Here is a 20622-nt window from a genome sequence, read left to right on the forward strand (position 1 = left end):
TTTGACAAGGAAAGAGGTTCAAACAAAAGAGGGCCGCACGCGCCTGTTCATTCCAGCGTGCGGATGAAATTGCGCCCGCGCGGGCCGGATGCGGCCGACTGCAGCAGCTGCTGCCACTCATCCCCAGGCACGCCGTAGTGGGCGGGATCGGTGGCCACGCCCAGGCCTTCGAGGAAGTTGCGCAGGCGCTGCACGGCCAGCTCGCCCGTGGCGGCATCGAAGATGGACAGCAGGGCCGCGTCGGCCTCGTCGTCGGCGCCCAGGGCCATCTCCAGCACCAGCGGCAGGCTGAACGAGCAGGCAATGCCGTGGGCCACGCCATGGCGCAGCGTGATGTCGTAGGACAGCGAATGCGCCAGCGCCGTGCGGGTGTTGGAGAAGGCCAGGCCGGCCATCAGGGCGGCCTCGGCCATGCGGCTTCGCAGCGGCAGGCTGCCCAGGTCCTGCATCAGCGCGGGCAGCGTGGCCAGGGTGCGGCGCGCGGCGCCCACGGCCAAGGTGGTGGAGACGGGATTGCGGTGCCGGTTCCAGATGGACTCCAGCGCATGCGACAGCGCATCCAGCCCCGAGGCCAGCGTGGCGCCGGCCGGCAGGCTTTGCATGAGCTGCGCGTCGATGATGGCGGCCTCGGGCCAGGTCCAGTGCTGGTGCAGCGAGTGCTTGCGGCCAGCGGCCTGGTCCCAGATCGTGGCCCAGGGCGTGACCTCGCTGCCCGTGCCGGCCGTGGTGGGAATGGCGATCAGCGCCTTGTGGCCTGCGGCCGGCAGGGCCAGCCCCTGCTCCAGGGCCTGCAGCAGTTCGCCGAAACGCCGCGTGGGCGTGGCGCACATCAGCGCCTTGGCCGAGTCGATGGCGCTGCCGCCGCCCAGGGCCACGATGCACGGGACCTCGGCGTATTCGCGGTGCACGCGGTCATACAGCGGGGCCAGCCACTGCACATCGGGATTGGGCGCAATGCCGTCCACCACGCCGCGCAGCTGGCTGCCCAGCCGTTGGCGCAGTTGCTGCACCAGGCCCAGGGATTCGGCCTCGGGAAACGTCACCAGCAGGCAGTCGCGCCCGGCCAGCAGCTCGGGCAGGCGGTCCAGGCGGCCGGGGCCGGCATGGATGGCAACGGGGTTGTGATAGGTCCACACAAATCGGTCCTTTGAATGAAACGGGGGCGCCGGGAAAAGCGCAGCCCTCAATGGCGGGTGCCCTGCTGGATGCGGCTGCGCAGCCAGTGGGAGACGAGATCGGCCGCGATCACCATCACGGTGATGACCACGATGCAGGTGGCCGTCTCCTGGTAGCGGAACAGCTTGAGGCTGCCGACCAGCTCGAACCCCAGCCCGCCCGCGCCCACCATGCCCAGCACCGTGGCCGAGCGCAGGTTGACCTCGAAGCGGTAGAGCACGACCGCGATCCAGGCCGTGATGGCCTGCGGTATCACGCCGAAGACGATGAGCTGCAATTGCGTGGCGCCTGCGCTGCGCAGGGCCTGCAGCGGGCCGTCGTCGATCTCTTCGATGCTCTCGGCGAAGAACTTGCCCAGCATGCCCATGCCATGCAGGGCCAGGGCCAGCACGCCGGGAAACGGCCCCAGGCCCACGGCCGAGACAAAGACCAGCGCCAGGATCAGCTCGTTGATGCTGCGCACCACGTTCAGGAACTGACGCGTGATGCGCCGCAGCCAGTGCCAGCCATGCAGGTTGCTGGCGGCGATGAAGGACAGCGGCAGCGCCAGCACCACGGACAGCAGCGTGCCCCAGATGGCGATCTGCACCGTCTCCAGCGCGGGCGCCATCAGGCGCGGCAGCATGCTCCAGTCCGGCGGCACGGAGCGCGCCACGAAATCCGCGATCTGGGGCATGCCTGCCGCCAGTTCGCCCCAGCTCATCTGCGCGCCGCCCGCGCTCCAGTGCAGCACCCAGGCGATGGCCAGGGCCGCAGCCGCATAGCCGGTCCAGCCCAGGGCACCGTGGGGGCGCGGCGCGGTCCATTGCCAGCGGTCGCGCGGCTCAGGGCTCCAGGAATTGGCGCTGGTCATCACAGTCCTCCTGCGGGCGCGCTGGCCCGCATCCACGAGGCAGGCACCGGCGCCTGCGCATGCAGGCCGGCAGGCCCTATGGCCTGCGCGCCCGGTGGTGTGTCCGGCTCTGCGCCCTGCCCTGCGCCTTGCCCTGCAGTGGGCTGCGCATGGTAGATGGCCTGCAGCGCGGCCTCGTCCAGCGCCTGCGGCGATCCGTCATAGACCATGCGGCCCTGGGCCAGGCCCAGCACGCGGTCGCCGAACTCCCGCGCGTAGTCCACCTGGTGCAGGTTGCAGACCACGGCAATGCCCAGCTCGCGCGTGGCATCACGCAGGTACTGCAGCACGCTGCGCGCGGTCTTGGGGTCCAGGCTGGCCACGGGCTCGTCGGCCAGGATAACCTGGGGCTGCTGGGCCAGCGCGCGGGCAATGCCCACGCGCTGCATCTGCCCGCCCGACAGCGCCTCGGTGCGCTCCAGCGCCTTGTGGGCCAGGCCCACGCGCTCCAGGCACTGGTCGGCCAGGCGGATATCGCTTTCGCGGAACAGCTGCAGCACCGAGGCCAGGGTGCCGGTCTGGCCCAGGCGCCCGGTCAGCACGTTCTTGCGCACCGACAGGCGCGGCACCAGGTTGTGGTGCTGGAAGACCATGGCCACGTGGCGAGCCAGCTCGCGCCGGCTGTGCCTGCCGCCTCCCAGCATCAGGTCCATGCCGCCCACCTCCAGCGTGCCGCTGTCGGCGCGGGCCAGGCCGTTCATGCAGCGCAGCAGCGTGGACTTGCCGGCCCCCGACAGGCCCAGCATGACGACGAACTCGCCGGGCTGCACATCCAGGTCGATGCCATGCAGCACGTGGTTGCTGCCATAGCTCTTGCGCAATTGGCGGATGCGGATCATTTCATGCTCCCGAGGTCCAGCTTCAGGGCCTTGGCCGTCTGGCGCACCACGTCGTAGGCCTTGTCATCCGTGGCCGCGAAGCCGTCGAGCACGCCCTGGTCACCCCAGGGCAGGTCCTTGACCTCGGCCAGGGCCGCAGCCACCTTCTGCTTGGTGCCGGCGTCCAGGTTCTTGCGCCAGGTCATGGGCGACTCGGGGATGGGCTGGGAGCGCCAGACGATCTGGAAGTCCTCGCGCTTGACCAGGCCCTTGTTCACGGCGGAGTCGAAGATGCGGTCGGCCACGGCTGCCGCATCCACCTTGCCGTTGGCCACGGCCATGATGCTGGCGTCGTGCGAGCCCGAGAAGATCACGCGCGAAAAGCCCTTGTCCGCATCGAAGCCCTCGGCCATCAACCCCGCCTTGGGAAACAGGTGGCCCGACGCCGAGGTCGGGTCCACAAAGGCAAAGCTGCGGCCCTTGAGATCGGCCACGCTGGCCGGGCCCTTGTCCTTGCGGGAGATCACCATGCTGTGGTACGCGCTCTTGCCCGTCTTCTTGGTCACGGCCACGGCAAAGGCCTCGGCGCCTGCCACCTGGTTGGCCAGCACGTACGAGAACGGGCCGAGGAAGGCGATGTCGATCTTGTTGGAGCGCAGCGCCTCGATCACGCCGTTGTAGTCATTGGCCACGAAGGGCCGCACCTTCATGCCGGTGCGGGTGGCCAACTGGTCCATGACCTGCTGGCTGGCGCGGATCATGGCCTGCGCGTCCTCCGAGGGGATCAGGCCCACGCGCAGCTCGGCGCTCTGGGCAAAGGCGGCAGTGGTAGCGGTGGAGGCGGTGGCGGCCAGGGCCAGCACGGCGCCGGCATGGCGCAGCCAGGTCTTGCGGTTCATCTTCATGGGAGTGTTCCTTTGCATCAGGTCAGGCACATCGGCGGATCGGTGGATCCGTGAATCGCCGGTCAAATCGCCAGGCGGGTGGGTATGGCTGAATGCTAGGAGCGACATATTTCTGCCATGTGAAAGTTTCAGAATCGGTTTTGACAGCATCCATAGACAAAACCTTGAGATACCGACTTTCGTGAGCAACGCCCGCTACCGCGCCTTCATCGCCGTCGCCCACCATGGCAGCCTCAGCGCCGCCGCCCGCGCACTGGGCGTGAGCCAGCCCACCATCTCCACCCAGATCGCCACGCTGGAGCGCCAAAGCCAGATCGAGCTGTTCCACCGCCGCGGCTACCGCATGACGCTCACGGGCGCAGGCGCCAGACTGCTGCCCATGGCGCAGAAAATCATGGCGCTGGAGGCCGAGGCCGAATTCTTCCTGCGCGACTCGGGGCAGCTGCACCAGGGCGAGCTCAAGATCGGCGCCGTGGGGCCCTTCCATGTGATCGAAATGGTGGCCGCCTACCGCGCACGGCACCCGGGCATGCAGCTGTCCATCCGCATGGGCAACTCGCAGCAGGTGCTGGCCGACCTGGAACGCTACGACACCGACGTGGCCGTGCTCGCCGGCCTCTACGACCGCCCGGAGCTGCTGGCGCGCGAGTACGCGCGCCACGCCATCATCCTGTTCGCCCATGTCGCCCATCCCTTCGCGCGGCGCAGCGAAATCGCGCTGTCCGAACTGCAGGGCCAGCCTCTGCTGCTGCGCGAGCACGGCTCGACCACGCGCACCGCGCTGGAATCGGTGCTGCAGGCCGCCGGGGTGCAGCCGCGCACCGAACTGGAGATCGGCAGCCGCGAAGCCATACGCGAAGCCGTGGCGCGCGGCCTGGGACTGGGCGCCGTGTCCGAAGCCGAATTCATCCCCGACCCGCGCTTTCGCCCGCTGCGCATCGCGGGCGACCCGGCCAGCACCACCACCTATGTCTATTGCATGCGCGAGCGCAGCGACAGCCTGCTGGTGAGGTCGTTTCTGGAGGCGGTTTGAGCCTGCCGGTCCGCTCTCAGAACAGACTGCGCTGCGGCAGCAGCAGCGACGGGTGGTAAAGGCTGCAATCGAGCCGCAGCGGCTCGCGGTTGAACCCGTACCGACGGCAGGCCAGGGCGAAGCGCTGGCGCAGCAGCTCGGCCCAGTGGCCAGTACCTTTCATGCGCTGGCCGAACTCGGCGTTGTACACGCGGCCGGCCTCGCGCTGCTCGCCCTGGATGCCGTGCAGGTCGCGCACGCGCTCCATCACGCGGCGGGCGCGGTCGGGGTAGTGCACCTGCAGCCATTGCTCGAACAGCGGCGCCACTTCCCAGGGCAGGCGCAGCACGGCATAGAAGGCGTGGCGCGCGCCTGCGTCGGCGGCCGCCTCCAGCACCTTCTCCAGGTCTTCGTTGATGAAGGGAATCTGCGGTGCCAGGCTCACGCCCACGGGCACGCCCGCCTCGGTCAGCGCGCGGATGCTGCGCAGCCGGCGGTGCGGCGCGGCGGCGCGCGGCTCCAGGTGGCGGGCCAGGTCGGCATCCAGCGTGGTCAGCGTGATGTGCACCGAGGCCAGGCCCTGGCGCGCCAGCGGGGCCAGCAGGTCCAGGTCACGCTCCACCCCGCTGCCCTTGGTGACGATGGAAAACGGGTGACGCGCCTCGGCCAGCACTTCGATCAGGCGGCGCGTCAGCCCCAGTTCGCGCTCCACGGGCTGGTAGCAGTCGGTGACCGAGCCCAGCATCACGGGCGCGGCCACATGGCTGGCGCGCGACAGCTCGGCACGCAACAGCTCGGGCAGGTTCTGCTTGGCGATGAGCCGGGTCTCGAAGTCCAGCCCCGGCGACCAGCCCAGGTAGCTGTGCGTGGGCCGGGCATAGCAATAGATGCAGCCATGCTCGCAGCCCCGGTAGGGATTGAGCCCCATGTGAAACGGCAGGTCGGGCGACTGGTGGCGGCTCAGCGCCGAGCGGGCCTGCTCCCAGCGCAGTTCGGTGCGCAGCGCAGCGGCCTCTTCGCCTTCGGCCGGCGCCTCAAGGCTGCCCCAGCCGTCGTCAAAGGCCTCGCGCGGGTCGGTGGCGAAGCGGTGGGCCATTTGGCTGGCTGCGCCCCGGCCCTTGATGGCGTGCAGGGGCACCCGGGCCGTGTCGTGATGAGGCGTGGGAGGACTGGGAAGCATGAAGCAACTGTATAAAAATACAGTCATACCAACAAGCACTCCCCGCATGCCTGCGGTTGCGAAGTGGGTTTTGCCGGCTTGGCAAGTGCCCGCGCCAATCCGCACCGCACCGTGCGGGTTCGCTTGGCAGAACGCGCACGGGCCTGCACAATGGCCTTATCGCACCAACTTGGTGCTTTTCTCTTTTCTGAAGATGCCTTGGCCCGGACAACCGCGTTGCCCGGGCTTTTGTCCGTTTGGGCGCCGCTGCCCTTCACTGCAGCCACGGCGCAAGCACACAAGGGAGCCAACACCATGGAGCGCAAGCCCCACATCATTCTTTCGTCCCTGGACCTGGAACGCATCGAGGCCCTGCTGGACAAGCAACCCGCCTTTCCCGGCCGCGAGGCGCTCGAGGCCGAGCTGGACCGTGCCGACGTGCTCGAGCCCAAGGAAATGCCGCCCAACGTGGTGACCATGAATTCCACGGTGCGCTTCACGCTGCTGGAGTCGGGCAAGACCAATACGCTGACCTTGGTCTATCCCAAGGAGATGGATGGCAGCGCCGACAAGGTGTCGGTGTTCGCGCCCGTGGGCATTGCCCTGCTGGGCCTGAGCGTGGGCGACCAGTCCCGCATGCCCGGCCCCTCGGGCCAGGTCACCGTGCGCGTGGATGCCATCGAGTTCCAGCCGGAAAGCGCAGGCGAGCTGCACCGTTGAACGCCGACCGGCGTGAAGCGAAAAAGGCAGCCCACCGGCTGCCTTTGTTGTTTGTGGACTGACGCACCGCACCTCAGCGCAGGCCCGCCACAAATGCCGCGATCAGGCCGGTGCCCACCAGGCCGGCCTGCCAGCGCAGCGCCATGTGCCAGCTGGGAACGTGGCGCTCCACGCGCTCGTACAGCAGATGACCGGCCGCAATCGACAGCACAAAGGCCGTGCACATGCCCAGCAGGGCGGCGGGAATGGACTGCGGCCAGAAATGGCTTTCCACGGCGTTGACCAGCAGGCAGACCGAGAAGTGCACGAGAAACACCGAGTACGAAATCTTGCCCAGCCGGCGCAGCGGCGCCCAGCCTTGTGCCTGGGCAAACGCGGGGCTGCGCATGGCCGCGACCAGGGCCAGCGCCGTGGCACCGGCCAGCGCGATGCGGTCGCGCCACTCCAGTGCCAGCGCCGCCACGACCAGGGCCACGATCAGCAGGGACCAGCTCCAGGCCGTCGAGGACTTGTCCGCATGCGCGGCCCAGTAGGCCAGCATGCCCAGGCCGTAGGCGCCAAAGAAGTACGGCGCCCACACGTCCCATTGCGCATCCAGATTGAAGCCCAGCAGCGAGGCCGCCACGCCGATCACCACCAGCGCCTGCGCCACGCTCAGCGTCCAGGGCCAGCAGCGCGACAGCGCCTGGCCACCGAAGCGGCGGCGCAGCAAGGCGCCGCCCCAGCGCGTGCCGGCCAGCAGCAGCGCCGTCAGCGCAAACAGCTGGAAGTCGATGGACACGTACCAGACGCCGGCGGACAGCGACTCCTCGCCCACGATGTTCTGCAGCAGCAGCGCATGCGCCACCAGCTGCCAGAGATCGGGCTCGCCCGACACCGAGGCATGGTCGAACCAGGGCCGCACTGCCGCCGAGACGACGACGGCCACGACCAGGGCCACGGCATAGGGCACGACCAGGCGCACGAAGCGGCGCCCGATGCGCGACCACGGATCGCTGTGCAGGCCGTGGCCTTGCGGCGCCATGCTGGCTGCCGCCAGGTAGCCGCCCAGCACCAGGAAGATCTGCACGGCCATGCGCGCATATTCATAGAGCCAGTCGATGAGGTCCGGCGCGGCCGGATGGGCGATATCGGACATGGGGCCGTAGAAGGCCAGGTGGTGCCAGACGATGGCGGCACAGGCCAGGCCCTTGGTGCAGTCGATCAGCGCACTGCGGCTAGCGTGGGACATGGGGCAATATGCAATCTGCGAACGGGTCGGGAAGCGGGAGGCGCTGGGCCCGGGCCGCCTGGCCGCAAGCCCGCAAAGGCGCCATTGTGCGCCTTTTGACCGCGTCTTGCAGAAAGCTGACGCACCGCTTTCCAAGCCGCACAGGACATGCCGGCACGCGAGGGCACAATGCATGCCATGACGCAACCCAAACCTCTTCCGGCGTTGAACCGGCAGTTCGTCTCGCACTTCGGCGAGATGGGCAGCCGCTGGGGCATCAACCGCACGGTAGGCCAGATCTACGCTCTGCTGTTTCTTTCGCCCGAGCCGCTCAATGCCGACCAGATCGCCGAGACGCTGGAGTTCTCGCGCTCCAACGTGAGCATGGGGCTCAAGGAATTGCAGGCCTGGCGCCTGGTGCAATTGCGCCACCAGCCCGGCGACCGGCGCGAGTATTTCGAGGCGCCGCAGGATGTCTGGGAAATCTTCCGCCGCCTGGCCGAGGAACGCCGCCGCCGCGAGATCGAGCCCACCCAGTCCATGCTGCGCGCCGCCATGCTGGAGGAAGTCACCACCGAAGAGGAACGCTACGCCCAGCAGCGCATGCGCGACATGTACGAGCTGATCGACCGGCTCATGAACTGGTTCGACGACGTGCAGCGCCTGTCGCCCGAGACCGCCATGCAGCTCATGGGCATGGGCACGGCCGTGACGCGGCTGCTGGATCTGAAGGACCGCATCACGGGCGGCAAGGGCCGCGCCAAGGCGGATGACACCGACGATTGAACCTGGCAAGCCTGCGTACAAAAATGAGCTCCCGAGGGAGCTCATCGTGTTTACAGCAATGCTTCATTGGCGGTAAGCGCGTGCAAAAACTGGCGTAGCCCAAAGCGAGGGACACCGAGCAAGGGCCGCCCGCCCCCGCAGCGAGGGTGTCGTCCCCCTCCCGAAGAGAGAGGGGGAAGGCGCGAAGCGCCTCAGGGGGAGCTTTATTTCTCCCGGGCCAGGAGTTCGCGGCGCGTGGCCTCGTCGTCCATCAGTTCGTACCACATCGCGTTGAGCACCGCGAAGGCGGCCGCCAGCGGCAGGCCGAGCAACCAGGCGAAGTACCACATGGTGTTGTGTCCTTTCTTGACGTTGAATGTCGTTGCTTGATTCGGTGGATCAGTACGAGTGGCCGCGGCCCTCGATGATGGCCATCGGGTCGACCTTGCCGCGCAGCACGCTGTAGACCCAGCTGGTATAGGCCACGATGAGGGGCACGAAGATCAGCGCGCACACCAGCATGATGAACAGCGTCACATGGCTGGACGAAGAGTCCCAGACCGTGAGGCTGTGCTGCGGGTTCAGCGACGAGGGCAGGATGAACGGGAACATGGACGCCCCCACGCTGGCGATGATGCCGGCAATGCCCAGGCCGCTGGACAGCAGGGCCAGCCACTCGCGGCGCAGCCACAGGCCCAGCGCCGCCAGCAGCGGCATCAGCAGGCCGATGGCCGGCACGGCCCAGAGCACGGGCCGGGCCTGGTAGTTGGCAAACCAGGCGCCCGCCTGCAGCGCAGCCGTCTTGAACAGCGGGTTGGACGGTCCGGTGGTGTTGACCTCGCTGGTGATGCGGTAGCCGTTGAGCGCGGCCAGCCACACGCCGGCCGCCGCGAACAGCACCGTGGTGGCGACGGCCGCCACCATGCCGAGGCGGCGCGCGCGCGCGGCCACATCGCCCTCGGTCTTGAACACCAGCCAGGACGCACCATGCATGAGCAGCATGCACAGCGAGACCAGGCCGGCCAGCAGCGCAAACGGGTTGAGCAGGCCGAAGAACGTGCCCTCGTAGTAGATGCGCATGTCGGGCGCCAGGCGGAAGGGCACGCCCTGCAGCACATTGCCCAGGGCCACGCCGAAGATCAGCGCGGGCACCACGCCGGCCATGCACAGCACGGCATCCCAGCGCGCGCGCCAGGCCGGCTCCTCGCGCTTGCTGCGGAACTTGAAGGCCACGGGCCGCAGGATCAGCGCCACCAGCGCCGCGAACATGGCCAGGTAAAAGCCCGAGAACGAGACCGCGTACAGCTGCGGCCAGGCCGCAAAGATGGCGCCGCCGCCCAGGATGAGCCAGACCTGGTTGCCTTCCCAGACCGGGCCCAGAGAGTTGATGACGACGCGGCGCTCCACGTCGGTCCTGGCCGCCAGCGGCAGCAGCGCGGCAGCGCCCAGGTCAAAGCCATCGGTGACGGCAAAGGCGATGAGCAGCACGCCCAGCAGGCCCCACCACAGCAGGCGCAGGACGTCGTAGCTGATCAGTTCGTGAAGAATCATGGTGACAATCTCCCTTGGTCATTGCCCGCGGGCGAGTTTTTGCATCAGAGGGAAGTAGGTGGTCAGGTGCGGTGCGCTTTCCTCCTGCGGTCCCTTGCGGATGGCCTTCACCATGAGCTTCATCTCGATGACGAAGAGCACGGAGTAGATGGCGATGAAGCCTGCAATCGTCAGCAGCAGCGTGCCCGCGCCCAGGTTGGAGACGGCCAGCGCCGTGGGCAGCACGCCTTCGATGATCCAGGGCTGGCGGCCCACCTCGGCCACGATCCAGCCGCACTCGGCCGCGATCCAGGGCAGGGGAATGGCGATCACGGCCAGCTTGAGCATCCACGGATGGGCGTCCAGCCTGCGCCGCACCGACAGCCAGAAGAAGGCCGCCGTGAGCGCGATGAAGAACATGCCCAGGCCCACCATGATGCGGAAGGCCCAGAACAGCGGCCCCACGGCCGGCACGGTGTCCCAGGCGGCCTGGGCGATCTGCGCGTCCGTGGCCTGGCGCGGGTCGTCCACGTAGCGCTTGAGCAGCAGCGCGTAGCCCAGTTGCCCGCCCTTGTCCTCGAAGACGGCCTTGGCCTCGGCCGGCACCTGGCCCGTGGGGCCGGCGGCGCGGATGGCCTCCAGCGCGCCATAGGCCTCGATGCCGTTGCGGATGTACTGCTCGGTGCGCTGGACCAGGTCGTTGATGCCGGGGATCTCGGTGGTCAGCGAGCGCGTGCCGATCAGGCCCATGACCCAGGGAATGTGAACGGCGTAGTGCGTCTCCCGTGCGGCCTTGTCGGGGAAACCGAAGGCCGTGAAGGCGGCCGGTGCGGGCTCGGTATCCCACATGGCCTCGATGGCGGCCAGCTTCATCTTCTGGTGCTCCGACGACAGGTAGCCGCTTTCATCGCCCAGCACCACCACCGACAGCGCGGCGGCCAGGCCGAACGAGGTGGCCACCGTCATGGAGCGGCGCGCCAGCTGGATGTGCCGGCCCTTGAGCAGATACCAGGCCGAGACGCCCAGCACGAAGATGGCCGCCGTCACATAGCCTGCCGAGACCGTGTGCACGAACTTGGCCTGGGCCACGGGGTTGGTCAGCACCGCGAAGAAGTCGGTGACCTCCATGCGCATGGTCTGCGGGTTGAACGCCGCGCCCACGGGGTTTTGCATCCAGCCGTTGGCGATCAGGATCCACAGCGCCGAGAAGTTCGAGCCCAGGGCCACGCACCAGGTGGTCACCAGGTGCCCCACCTTGCTCAGGCGGTCCCAGCCGAAGAAGAACAGGCCCACGAAGGTGGCTTCGAGGAAGAAGGCCATCAGCCCCTCGATGGCCAGCGGCGCGCCGAAGATGTCGCCCACGTAGTGGCTGTAGTAGCTCCAGTTCATGCCGAACTGGAACTCCATCACGATGCCCGTGGCCACGCCCATGGCGAAGTTGATGCCGAACAACGTGCCCCAGAACTTCGTCATGTCGCGCCAGATGGTGCGGCCCGTCATCACGAAGACGGTCTCCATGATGGCGATGATCACGGCCAGGCCGATGGTCAGCGGCACGAACAGGAAGTGGTAGAGCGCCGTTACCGCGAACTGCAGCCGCGATAGATCGACGATGTCGAGGTCCATGGTGAGATCCTTTCTCTCGGGGGTACTTGGTGAAATCCTTGATCAGCCGTCCTGCCGCAGGCGCGCCAGGGCCGCCTCGAACGGCGGTGTGCCGCGCAGCGCCTCGGACACCACTCGGCCCTGCTCCACCCACAGCAGCCGGTCGGCCAGTTGCGCCTCCCGCAGCTTGTGCGTGGCCAGCACCAGGGTGCGGCCCCGGGCTGCACTGTCCAGCCGCACCAGCAGGTCGGCGGCCGTGCGTGCATCCAGGCCCTCGGTCACTTCGTCCAGCAGCCAGCAGCGCGCGGGGCTCAGCAGCAGCCGCGCCAGCGCCAGGCGCCGTGCCTGGCCGCCGGACAGGCCCAGCCCGCCCTCGCCCAGCCGCGTGTCCAGACCCTGCGCCATGGCCCGCACATCGCCGGCCAGCCCGGCGACTTCCAGCGCCGCCCACAGCGTGTCCTCGGCGGCCTGGGGGCAGGCCAGCAAAAGGTTGTCGCGCAGGCTGTCCTCGAACAGTTCGGTGCGCTGCGTCATCCAGGTGCAGCGCCGGGCACGCACGGCGCCGGCCAGCGGCTGGAGCTCGCCGGCCATCAGGGACAGCAGCGTGGTCTTGCCCGCGCCGCTGGCGCCCAGCAGGGCGACACGCTCGCCCTCGGCGATACGGATGTCCTGGGCCAGCACGGCGGCACGGGGTGCCACGACCTGCTCCAGCTCAACCGCCAAGCCCTGTCTGGGCGCCGCCGGTTCGCAGGCGCCTTGCGCAGCGCCGTCGCGCAGGGCAGGCGCCAGCCGGCGCGCGGCCAGCCAGCTGCGGCCGGCCTCCAGCGCGCCACGGCGCAACGCGGCAAAGGGCTCCATGGCCGTCAGCGCCAGCAACAGGGCCAGCGCGGCCACGGGGGCGCCCAGCAGGCCGGCCTCGGCCAGCCAGCCCACGCCCAGCAGCACACCGGCCAGGGCCAGGGCGCCGCACAGGCCCTGCACGAAGGAGGTTCGGGCCTCCAAGCCGTGGAGTGCGGCGTCGGCCTCGGCCACGCGGGCGTCCAGGGCGGCAATGCGTTCGCAATGCGCGGCCAGGGTGCCGGCCATGGCCAGCTCCGCCTGCCCGGCCACCAGGTCGGCCGTGCGGGCGCGCAGGGACTCCAGCGCCAGCGCGCGGCGCACGGCGGGCCGGCGCGCACTGCGGGCCAGCCACAGGGCGCTGCCCAGGCCCGTGGCCAGCAGCCACGCAGCCAAGGCCAGGCCCAGCCACCAGCGCATCAGGCCCAGCGCCAGGGCGGCCACCAGCGTGGCACCGGTGGCGGCCAGCAAGGGGACGAACAGGCGCAGGTACAGGCTGTCCAGCGCATCCACGTCGGCCGTCAGCCGCTGCAGCAGGCGCGCGGGCCGCAGGCGCAGGCTCAGGGCGGCGGCGGGAGTGGCCCAGCTGCGCAGCAGCCGCTCGCGCAGGGCGGCCAGCACGGCCAGGGTGGCGTCATGGGTGACCAGCCGTTCGGCATAGCGGGTGCCCGTGCGGCCCAGGGCCAGCAGGCGGATACCGGCCGAGGGCATGAAGACGTCGAAGACGATGGCCGTGGCCGGCACCAGCCCGGCCAGCGCCGTGGCCGTGATGAACCAGCCCGACAGGCCCAGCAGCGCCATGCCCATGAGCACCGTGAGCAGGGCCAGCAGCGCGCCGCCCAGCCACAGGCGGCGGGGCGCCATGCGCGCCAGGGCGGCAAGCACGGGCCGGAGGGTGGAGCGGGGCTTCATGCGGCCAGCTCCTGCGGGGCGGCATGGCCCGCCAGCTCCACCACGCGGTGCATGGCGGCGGCCAGCTCGGCATCGTGGGTGGCGACGATCAGCGTGCGCCCGCGCGCCAGTTGCAGCAGGGCATCGGTGACCTGGGCGGCCGTGGCCGGGTCCAGGTGGGCCGTGGGTTCATCGACCAGCAGCAGGCCTGCATCGCGCGACAGGGCCAGGCGCGCCAGGGCCAGGCGCACGATCTCCCCGCCCGACAGGCCGGCTCCGCCCTCGCCCAGCGTGGCGCCGGCACGGGCCTCGGCCAGCTTGCCCAGACCGGCCAGCCGCAAGGCCTGGCGCAGTTCGCCGAAGGTGAATCCCGGGCGGCCCAGCCGGAGGTTTTCGCCCACCGAGCCGGCGAACACATGGGGGCTCTGCCCCATCCAGGCCATGCGCGCGCGCAGCCGTCCGGCCGATTCGCCGTCGAGCAGCTGGCCGTCGATATGGATGCGCCCAGGCTCGGCCACCGGCAGCAGGCCGGCAATCTGCGCCAGCAGCAGCGACTTTCCGCTGCCGCTGGGGCTCCACAGCGCCACATGCTCGCCAGGCCGCACGTCCAGCGTGAGCGCCGGCAGCGTGACCGCGCCGCCTGGCGCCTGGGGCCGCACCTGCTCCAGGTGCAGGGCGCAGGCCTGGCCGGCCGCCCTGCCGGGCGCAGCCAGTGCGCCCGGCAGCGGCTGCGCATCGCGACCCAGATCGCCCAGGGCCTGCAGCGCAGCCTCGCCGCTGGCGCGGTCGTGCCAGACGGCAGACAGCTCACGCAGGGGATCGAAGAAGCTGGGCGCCAGCAGCAGCACGAACAGCGCCTGGCCCAGGCTCAGTGTCTGGCCCCAGCTGCCAAAGGGCAGATGGCCCAGCAGGTGAAAGCCCACGTAGACGGCCACCATGGCCACGCCCAGGGCCGAGAACAGCTCCAGCACCGCGGAGGACAGAAAGGCGATGCGCAGCACGCGCATGCTGCGTTCGCGCAGGGATTCGGCATTGGCGCGCAGCCGCTGCGCCGTGGCATCCACCGCGCCCAGGGAGCGCAGGGTGGACAGGCCGCGCAGCCGGTCAAGCAGGAAGGCGTTCATGCCGCCCAGCTCCACCATCTGCGCCTGGCTGGCCGCCTTGGCGCGCCAGCCGACGATGGCCATGAACAGCGGGATCAGCGGCGCGGCCACCACCAGGATCAGCGCCACCACCCAGCTCTGGCTGGCCACGGCCAGCGCAATCACCAGCGGCACGGTGCGCACGCGCCACATGGCGGTCTGGTAGCGCGACAGCCAGGGCACGATGGCCTCGGCCTGCTCGGCCATGGCGCTGGCCGCCTGGCCCGAGGCCGCGCGCTGGCGGTCCAGCGGCGAGGTGCCCGCCAGCGTGCGCAGCACCTGCGCGCGCAGCGCGCTCACCAGGCTGCGCGCCTGCAGATTCGCACGGCGCGTGCCGCTGGCATCGCACCAGGCGCGCAACCCGCCCAGCAGCGCAACGCCGGCCGCAAGCTGCCACAGTGGCCACAGCGGCTCCATGGCCGCGCCATCGGCCATGGACTGCACAGCCAGCGCCAGCAGCGCCGCCTGGGGCAGCCACAGCAGCGAGGCCAGCACCAGGCGCCCCGTACCCGCCATCGGACGACGCGCCAGCTGGTGGAACTCAGGCAATGACGGGGTACAAGGTTTGTTCATTTATTCTGTAATTTCAGTATTTACTGAAATTACGCAAAGAATTCTAAACAAACTTGCTCCAGGCAAGTCGCTCGTAGGGGGAAGCCGAGTGAAGCAGTCAAGCGTGCGCAAGGGGTTTTGCGCAAACAACTTCGAGGACCGGACCCGCACAGCGTGGGTAATACCCAAAGAAAACGGCGCCCGAAGGCGCCGTCTGGCAGAGTAGGAGAAGAGCCCGTCCTGGGCTCTGCCGACCTTACGGGGTGGACAGCAGGCGGTCGCGCGCCTGGTTGTATTCACGCTTGAGACGCTCCACCAGCTCGCCCGCACCCGTGACTTCGCGAATGGCGCCAATGCCCTGGCCGCAGCCCCAGATGTCCTTCCAGGCCTTCTTGGCGTCGCCGCCGAAGTTCATCTTGCTGGGGTCCGATTCGGGCAGGTTGTCGGGGTCCAGGCCTGCCGCACGGATGGACGGCGCCAGGTAGTTGCCGTGCACGCCCGTGAACAGGTTGCTGTAGACGATGTCGTCGGACGTGCCGTCCACGATGGCCTGCTTGTAGGCGTCGTGCGCACGCGCCTCATGCGTGGCGATGAAGGCCGAGCCGATATAGGCGAAGTCCGCACCCATGGCCTGGGCCGCGAGGATGGCACCGCCCGAGGCGATGGAGCCCGACAGCGCCACGGGGCCGTCGAACCATTCGCGGATCTCCTGGATCAGCGCGAACGGGCTCTTGACACCCGCATGGCCTCCCGCGCCCGCCGCCACGGCGATCAGGCCGTCGGCCCCCTTTTCGATGGCCTTGTGCGCGAACTTGTTGTTGATGATGTCGTGCAGCACCACGCCGCCCCAGCTGTGCACGGCCTGGTTCACGTCCTCGCGCGCACCCAGGCTGGTGATGACGATGGGCACCTTGTACTTGGCGCACATCTGCATGTCGTGCTCGAGCCGGTCATTGCTCTTGTGCACGATCTGGTTGATGGCGAACGGCGCCGAGGGCCGGTCCGGATGGGCCTTGTCCCAGGCGGCCAGGGTCTCGGTGATCTCGGCCAGCCAGTCTTCGAGCTGCTCGGCCGGGCGCGCGTTGAGCGCGGGCATGGAACCCACGATGCCGGCCTGGCACTGGGCGATCACGAGCTTGGGGTTGCTGATGATGAACAGCGGCGAGCCGATCACTGGCAGGGCCAGTTTCTTCAGCGCCGGGGGAAGCTTGGACATGCGTTGTCTCCGTTGGTTCTCGGTATCTCTGTCTGCGTTGTGCCTTGCGGGAGCGCCGGGTCAGAAGGCGTCCATGGGCAGTGCCATCACGCTGCCTGCGCCGTGCACGATGGCATCGCGCAGGCCCGCCGCCTTGACGAGGATGTGCTCGGCATAAAAGCGCGCCGTCGCAATCTTCGCGCGCATGAAGGCCTCGTCCTGTCCCTTGTGCAACAGCTGCTCGGCCGCCAGCAGGGCGCGGCCCATCTGCCAGCCTGCGACGAGGTTGCCCGCCAGCATCAGGTAGGGAACGCTGCCGGCGTACACGGCATTGGGCTCGGCCTTGGCCTGGCCCGAGACGAAGTGCACCGCCTCCACGAAGGCCTGCCGCGCGGCGGCCAGCTGGCGGGCCACGGCCAGTGCCTCGGGCGTGCCGCTGGCGGCCAGCTCGGCCTCGGTCTTCTCGATCTGGCCCGCAATGGCCAGCGCGGTCTGGCCGCCATCGCGCGCCGTCTTGCGGCCCACCAGGTCATTGGCCTGGATGGCGGTCGTGCCTTCGTAGATGGTCAGGATCTTGGCGTCGCGGTAGTACTGGGCGGCGCCCGTCTCCTCGATGAAGCCCATGCCGCCGTGCACCTGAACGCCCAGGCTGGTGACTTCCAGGCTCATCTCGGTGCTGTAGCCCTTGACCAGGGGAACCATGAATTCATAGAAGGCCGCATTGGCCTCGCGCACCTGGGCATCGGCATGGTGGTGGGCTGCGTCGTAGGCCGCGGCGGCCGTGGCCGCCATGGCGCGGCAGCCCTCGGTGTAGGCGCGCATGGTCATGAGCATGCGGCGCACATCGGGGTGGTGGATGATGGTGGCGCTGGCCTTCACGCTGCCGTCCACGGGGCGGCTTTGCACGCGCTCGCGGGCATAGGCCACGGCATGCTGGTAGGAGCGCTCGGCCACGGCAATGCCCTGCACGCCCACGGCGTAGCGGGCCGCGTTCATCATGATGAACATGTATTCGAGGCCGCGGTTTTCCTCGCCCACCAGGTAACCGATGGCGCCCCCGTTGTCGCCGTACTGCAGCACGGCCGTGGGCGAGGCCTTGATGCCCATCTTGTGCTCGATGCTCACGCAGTGCACATCGTTGCGCGCGCCCAGCGAGCCATCCTTGTTGACCAGGAACTTGGGCACCACGAACAGGCTGATGCCCTTGACGCCCTCGGGCGCCCCGGCCACGCGGGCCAGCACCAGATGGACGATGTTCTCGGCCATGTCGTGCTCGCCATAGGTGATGAAGATCTTGGTGCCGAAGACCTTGTAGCTGCCATCGGGCTGCGGCTCGGCCTTGGTGCGCACCAGGGCCAGGTCGGAGCCGGCCTGGGGCTCGGTCAGGTTCATGGTGCCGGTCCACTCGCCGGTCACCAGCTTCTCGAGATAGGTGGCCTTGAGCTCATCGCTGCCCGCCGTCAGCAGGGCCTCGATGGCGCCGTCGGTCAGCAGCGGGCACAGCGCAAAGCTCAGGTTGGCGCTGTTGAGCATTTCCACGCAGGCCGCGCCAATCGTCTTGGGCAGGCCCTGGCCTCCAAAATCCTGCGGATGCTGCAGGCCCTGCCAGCCGCCTTCGGCGTACTGGCGAAAGGCCTGCTTGAAGCCCGCCGTGGTGGTGACCACGCCGTCCTTGAGGCTGGAAGGCGACACGTCGCCCGGCAGGTTCAGCGGCGCCACCACGCCTTCGCACAGCTTGGCGCATTCCTCCAGCACGGCCTGGGCCGTCTCCAGGCCAGCCTCCTCGAAACCGGGCAACTGCGCCACCTGGTCGATCTGCGCCAGATGCTCCATGGCGAACAGCATGTCTTTGAGGGGAGCCGAGTAAGTCATTGTTGAACCTTCCTGAACAGAGCCTGGACCGCCGGCGCGCAGCGCGCGGCGACCTGGGACAGCGGGCGCGCCGCCACGGCACTACTGCATTGCTGCGTTATTGCGTGACGCGGCCCGATGCGTTGACGATGGACAAATCCACGAATTTCGAGCCCGCCTGCGAGCCCGGACGATAGGTAACCCAGTAGCCGCCCAGATCGAAGGCGTCCAGGCCGCGCAGCGAAGCGGCCAGCTTCTCGCGCGTCAGCGGCTGGGTGCGGCGCATGGCCTCCACGATGACGCGGGCGTTCACATAGCCTTCCATCATGGCGTAGCTGACCGGCACGGTCAGCGACTTGCCGGCAGCGGTGGCCGCGTCCCTGAACTCCTTGTTCAGCCGCATGGTCACCTTGTAGGGACTGGGCACGACCTGGGCAATGGACAGGCCGCTCATGAACTCCACGGGCAGGCGCTTGGCCAGTTGCTCGATATCGGCTTCCGATGTCGCGTAGATCTGGGCCGTGCCGCCCGCCATGCGGTACGCCTCGACGAAGGCCGAGGTCACGGGGCTGGAGGCCACCACCATCACGGCCTGCGCCGAAGGCTGGGCCTTTTGCAACTGGGACACGGCCTTGTCCATGGCGCCCTTGCCCGTGCTCAGCGAAGCGCTGACCACCAGCTTGGCCTTGGAAGGCGCAATCGCCTTGTCCACAAGTTCAGCCACGGCCTTGGCATCCGGGCGTTCGTCATGCAGCAGGGCCAGGCGCGTGATGCCCACGGTGGCCAGGTGCGAGGCGATCTTGGCCATTTCCTCGGGCAGGTTGGCGCGGGTGCTGAAGATCTGGGGATGGCTCAGCACACGCGTGTCCGTGCTCTGGTAACCGACCAGGGAGATCTGGGATTGGTCGAGCAGCTTGCTGTCCAGCAGCGAAGCCATGTTGCGGTTGCCGAAGTAGCCGGCCAGCACCACGGGCTTGGACTCGTCCAGCAGCTTGCGAGTCTTGTCCACGGTTTCATCGGGATGGCCCACATCGTCCACCGTGACCAGTTGCACGGGCTGGCCCTGCACGCCGCCGGCCTTGTTGATCTGGTCGAAGTACAGGCGCATGCCCTGGGCATAGGCACGGCCCTGCGTCGCACCGGCTCCCGACATGGGTGCCACCTGCCCCACCACCCAGGCATTGGCCTCGGCGGCCAGCGCCATGGCGCCACAGACAAAGGCCACGGCCGTGCGGGCCAGGCGCAAGCGCATCATCTTCATTTCAATCTCCCTCTCGGTTCATGCCATTGCCAGCACCCGCTGGCGGCCAAAGCCGTTGTTGTAGTCGTTGCCGCGAATCATGACCAGCGGGCCATCCCGGCATCCGTGACGGAAAAAGAGGGGCCTTGTGCCCCTCATTTTTCAGCTTTGGTCGCTTACAGCGCCTGCACCAGCTCGGGCACGGCCTGGAACAGGTCGGCCTCCAGGCCGTAGTCGGCCACCGAGAAGATCGGTGCCTCGGGGTCCTTGTTGATCGCCACGATCACCTTGGAGTCCTTCATGCCGGCCAAGTGCTGGATGGCGCCCGAGATGCCCAGGGCGATGTACAGCTGCGGAGCGACGATCTTGCCGGTCTGGCCGACCTGCAGGTCGTTGGGCGCATAGCCCGCATCCACCGCAGCGCGCGAAGCGCCGATGGCCGCGCCCAGCTTGTCGGCCAGGGGCGTGATGACTTCCTGGAACTTCTCGCTGCTGCCCAGCGCGCGGCCGCCGGAGACGATGATCTTGGCGGCCGTCAGCTCGGGGCGGTCGCTCTTGGTCACTTCACGGCCCACGAAGCTGCTCTTGCCGCTGTCGCCAGCGGCGGCCAGCTGCTCCACCTGGGCGCTGCCGCCCGTGGTGGCCGCTGCGTCAAAGCCCGTGCCGCGCACGGTGATGACCTTGATCTTGTCGCTGCTTTGCACCGTGGCAATGGCGTTGCCCGCGTAGATGGGGCGCTCGAAGGTGTCGGCGCTGTCCACCTTGGTGATGTCGCTGATCTGGGCCACGTCCAGCTTGGCGGCCACGCGCGGCGCGGCGTTCTTGCCGCTGGCGGTGGCGGGGAACAGGATGTGGCTGTAGTTCGAGGCAATCGCCAGCACTTGCGCCGCGATGTTCTCGGCCAGGCCGTCCTTCAGGCTGGCGCCATCGGCGTGGATGACCTTGGCAACGCCAGCGATCTGGGCCGCGGCCTGCGCGGCGGCGCCGGCATTCTCGCCCGCCACCAGCACATGCACGTCGCCGCCGCAGGCCAGGGCCGCAGTGACGGTGTTCAGCGTGGCGCTCTTGATGGAAGCGTTGTCGTGTTCTGCAATAACGAGGGATGTCATGTCTGCGAATTCC

At 68.7% G+C, this 20622-nt stretch carries 18 protein-coding genes; 3 read left to right on the plus strand and 15 right to left on the minus strand.

The features are described 5' to 3' along the window. Positions 1 to 47: 47 nt before the first annotated feature. Genes psrA through phnD form a run of 4 tightly spaced genes read right to left on the minus strand, consistent with a single transcriptional unit; the run spans position 48 to position 3791 of the window. On the minus strand, positions 48 to 1136 hold the full coding sequence (gene psrA, locus ACRSCF_RS21420) for an iron-containing alcohol dehydrogenase PsrA (protein ID WP_046240397.1): 1089 nt from the start codon (positions 1134 to 1136) through the stop codon (positions 48 to 50). A 47-nt stretch (positions 1137 to 1183) separates the two neighbouring features. Beyond that, positions 1184 to 2029 (minus strand): phosphonate ABC transporter, permease protein PhnE, encoded by an 846-nt coding sequence (phnE, locus tag ACRSCF_RS21425; RefSeq protein ID WP_017406123.1) that lies wholly within the window; start codon positions 2027 to 2029, stop codon positions 1184 to 1186. Beyond that, a complete protein-coding gene (gene phnC, locus ACRSCF_RS21430; RefSeq protein WP_017406122.1) occupies positions 2029 to 2907 on the minus strand; it encodes a phosphonate ABC transporter ATP-binding protein in 879 nt (292 codons plus the stop codon). The genes phnE and phnC overlap by 1 nt, the downstream gene beginning before the upstream one ends. Then, the gene (gene phnD / locus ACRSCF_RS21435) at positions 2904 to 3791 is read right to left on the minus strand and encodes a phosphonate ABC transporter substrate-binding protein (RefSeq protein ID WP_016450188.1); all 888 of its coding nucleotides are present in this window, start codon (positions 3789 to 3791) and stop codon (positions 2904 to 2906) included. Before phnD ends, phnC begins: the two co-directional genes overlap by 4 nt. Positions 3792 to 3972: 181 nt before the next feature. Between phnD and ACRSCF_RS21440 the strand changes: the two genes are divergently transcribed. Further along, complete coding sequence (locus ACRSCF_RS21440) at positions 3973 to 4824, plus strand: LysR substrate-binding domain-containing protein (RefSeq protein ID WP_016450187.1); 852 nt, start codon at positions 3973 to 3975, stop codon at positions 4822 to 4824. A gap of 16 nt (positions 4825 to 4840) precedes the next feature. On the opposite strand, the gene ACRSCF_RS21445 is transcribed toward ACRSCF_RS21440, so the two are convergent. Next, complete coding sequence (locus tag ACRSCF_RS21445; RefSeq protein ID WP_244386560.1) at positions 4841 to 5983, minus strand: PA0069 family radical SAM protein; 1143 nt, start codon at positions 5981 to 5983, stop codon at positions 4841 to 4843. A 294-nt stretch (positions 5984 to 6277) separates the two neighbouring features. Here ACRSCF_RS21445 and rnk point away from each other — a divergent pair, with 294 nt between their 5' ends. After that, positions 6278 to 6682 carry a nucleoside diphosphate kinase regulator gene (gene rnk / locus ACRSCF_RS21450; protein WP_026062607.1) on the plus strand — a complete coding sequence of 135 codons (405 nt, stop codon included), beginning with the start codon at positions 6278 to 6280 and terminating at the stop codon, positions 6680 to 6682. A gap of 73 nt (positions 6683 to 6755) precedes the next feature. Here the strand turns inward: rnk and ACRSCF_RS21455 are convergent, their stop codons facing one another. After that, a complete protein-coding gene (locus ACRSCF_RS21455) occupies positions 6756 to 7913 on the minus strand; it encodes an acyltransferase family protein (protein WP_034367587.1) in 1158 nt (385 codons plus the stop codon). 168 nt (positions 7914 to 8081) lie between these two features. On the opposite strand from ACRSCF_RS21455, the gene ACRSCF_RS21460 reads away from it, so the two are divergent. Continuing rightward, positions 8082 to 8678, plus strand: a complete 597-nt coding sequence (locus ACRSCF_RS21460; RefSeq protein ID WP_026062606.1) for a GbsR/MarR family transcriptional regulator — start codon at positions 8082 to 8084, stop codon at positions 8676 to 8678. A gap of 203 nt (positions 8679 to 8881) precedes the next feature. Here the strand turns inward: ACRSCF_RS21460 and cydX are convergent, their stop codons facing one another. The 9 genes from cydX to ACRSCF_RS21505 form a co-directional block, all read right to left on the minus strand. Next, on the minus strand, positions 8882 to 9007 hold the full coding sequence (cydX, locus tag ACRSCF_RS21465; protein WP_012204319.1) for a cytochrome bd-I oxidase subunit CydX: 126 nt from the start codon (positions 9005 to 9007) through the stop codon (positions 8882 to 8884). 49 nt (positions 9008 to 9056) lie between these two features. Further along, a complete protein-coding gene (gene cydB, locus ACRSCF_RS21470; RefSeq protein ID WP_016450182.1) occupies positions 9057 to 10208 on the minus strand; it encodes a cytochrome d ubiquinol oxidase subunit II in 1152 nt (383 codons plus the stop codon). 18 nt (positions 10209 to 10226) lie between these two features. Further along, entirely contained in the window at positions 10227 to 11813 is a 1587-nt protein-coding gene (locus ACRSCF_RS21475; RefSeq protein ID WP_016450181.1) for a cytochrome ubiquinol oxidase subunit I, read from the minus strand. Positions 11814 to 11855: 42 nt separating this feature from the next. Beyond that, a complete protein-coding gene (locus ACRSCF_RS21480) occupies positions 11856 to 13541 on the minus strand; it encodes an amino acid ABC transporter ATP-binding/permease protein (protein ID WP_126311715.1) in 1686 nt (561 codons plus the stop codon). Further along, a complete protein-coding gene (cydD, locus tag ACRSCF_RS21485) occupies positions 13538 to 15178 on the minus strand; it encodes a thiol reductant ABC exporter subunit CydD (protein WP_016450179.1) in 1641 nt (546 codons plus the stop codon). The genes ACRSCF_RS21480 and cydD overlap by 4 nt, the downstream gene beginning before the upstream one ends. 292 nt (positions 15179 to 15470) lie before the next feature. After that, positions 15471 to 16430 (minus strand): NAD(P)H-dependent flavin oxidoreductase, encoded by a 960-nt coding sequence (locus ACRSCF_RS21490; RefSeq protein ID WP_012204314.1) that lies wholly within the window; start codon positions 16428 to 16430, stop codon positions 15471 to 15473. 60 nt (positions 16431 to 16490) lie between these two features. After that, positions 16491 to 18281 carry an acyl-CoA dehydrogenase gene (locus ACRSCF_RS21495; RefSeq protein ID WP_244386562.1) on the minus strand — a complete coding sequence of 597 codons (1791 nt, stop codon included), beginning with the start codon at positions 18279 to 18281 and terminating at the stop codon, positions 16491 to 16493. Between the two features lie 97 nt (positions 18282 to 18378). Beyond that, positions 18379 to 19521, minus strand: a complete 1143-nt coding sequence (locus ACRSCF_RS21500; protein WP_016450177.1) for an ABC transporter substrate-binding protein — start codon at positions 19519 to 19521, stop codon at positions 18379 to 18381. A 155-nt stretch (positions 19522 to 19676) separates the two neighbouring features. Beyond that, on the minus strand, positions 19677 to 20609 hold the full coding sequence (locus ACRSCF_RS21505; protein WP_070080554.1) for an electron transfer flavoprotein subunit alpha/FixB family protein: 933 nt from the start codon (positions 20607 to 20609) through the stop codon (positions 19677 to 19679). Positions 20610 to 20622: the final 13 nt, after the last annotated feature.

The organism is Delftia sp. 11MD, from assembly GCF_050907895.1.
Lineage (GTDB): Bacteria > Pseudomonadota > Gammaproteobacteria > Burkholderiales > Burkholderiaceae_C > Comamonas > Comamonas tsuruhatensis.

Bases quoted from the DNA above. Each gene is read 5' to 3' on its own strand.
- phnE (WP_017406123.1), bottom strand. From the start codon at position 2,029: ATGACCAGCGCCAATTCCTGGAGCCCTGAGCCGCGCGACCGCTGGCAA.
- phnC (WP_017406122.1), bottom strand. From the start codon at position 2,907: ATGATCCGCATCCGCCAATTGCGCAAGAGCTATGGCAGCAACCACGTG.
- phnD (WP_016450188.1), bottom strand. From the start codon at position 3,791: ATGAAGATGAACCGCAAGACCTGGCTGCGCCATGCCGGCGCCGTGCTG.
- ACRSCF_RS21445 (WP_244386560.1), bottom strand. From the start codon at position 5,983: ATGCTTCCCAGTCCTCCCACGCCTCATCACGACACGGCCCGGGTGCCC.
- rnk (WP_026062607.1), top strand. From the start codon at position 6,278: ATGGAGCGCAAGCCCCACATCATTCTTTCGTCCCTGGACCTGGAACGC.
- ACRSCF_RS21455 (WP_034367587.1), bottom strand. From the start codon at position 7,913: ATGTCCCACGCTAGCCGCAGTGCGCTGATCGACTGCACCAAGGGCCTG.
- ACRSCF_RS21460 (WP_026062606.1), top strand. From the start codon at position 8,082: ATGCATGCCATGACGCAACCCAAACCTCTTCCGGCGTTGAACCGGCAG.
- cydX (WP_012204319.1), bottom strand. From the start codon at position 9,007: ATGTGGTACTTCGCCTGGTTGCTCGGCCTGCCGCTGGCGGCCGCCTTC.
- cydB (WP_016450182.1), bottom strand. From the start codon at position 10,208: ATGATTCTTCACGAACTGATCAGCTACGACGTCCTGCGCCTGCTGTGG.
- ACRSCF_RS21475 (WP_016450181.1), bottom strand. From the start codon at position 11,813: ATGGACCTCGACATCGTCGATCTATCGCGGCTGCAGTTCGCGGTAACG.
- ACRSCF_RS21480 (WP_126311715.1), bottom strand. From the start codon at position 13,541: ATGAAGCCCCGCTCCACCCTCCGGCCCGTGCTTGCCGCCCTGGCGCGC.
- cydD (WP_016450179.1), bottom strand. From the start codon at position 15,178: ATGGCGGGTACGGGGCGCCTGGTGCTGGCCTCGCTGCTGTGGCTGCCC.
- ACRSCF_RS21490 (WP_012204314.1), bottom strand. From the start codon at position 16,430: ATGTCCAAGCTTCCCCCGGCGCTGAAGAAACTGGCCCTGCCAGTGATC.
- ACRSCF_RS21495 (WP_244386562.1), bottom strand. From the start codon at position 18,281: ATGACTTACTCGGCTCCCCTCAAAGACATGCTGTTCGCCATGGAGCAT.
- ACRSCF_RS21500 (WP_016450177.1), bottom strand. From the start codon at position 19,521: ATGAAGATGATGCGCTTGCGCCTGGCCCGCACGGCCGTGGCCTTTGTC.
- ACRSCF_RS21505 (WP_070080554.1), bottom strand. From the start codon at position 20,609: ATGACATCCCTCGTTATTGCAGAACACGACAACGCTTCCATCAAGAGC.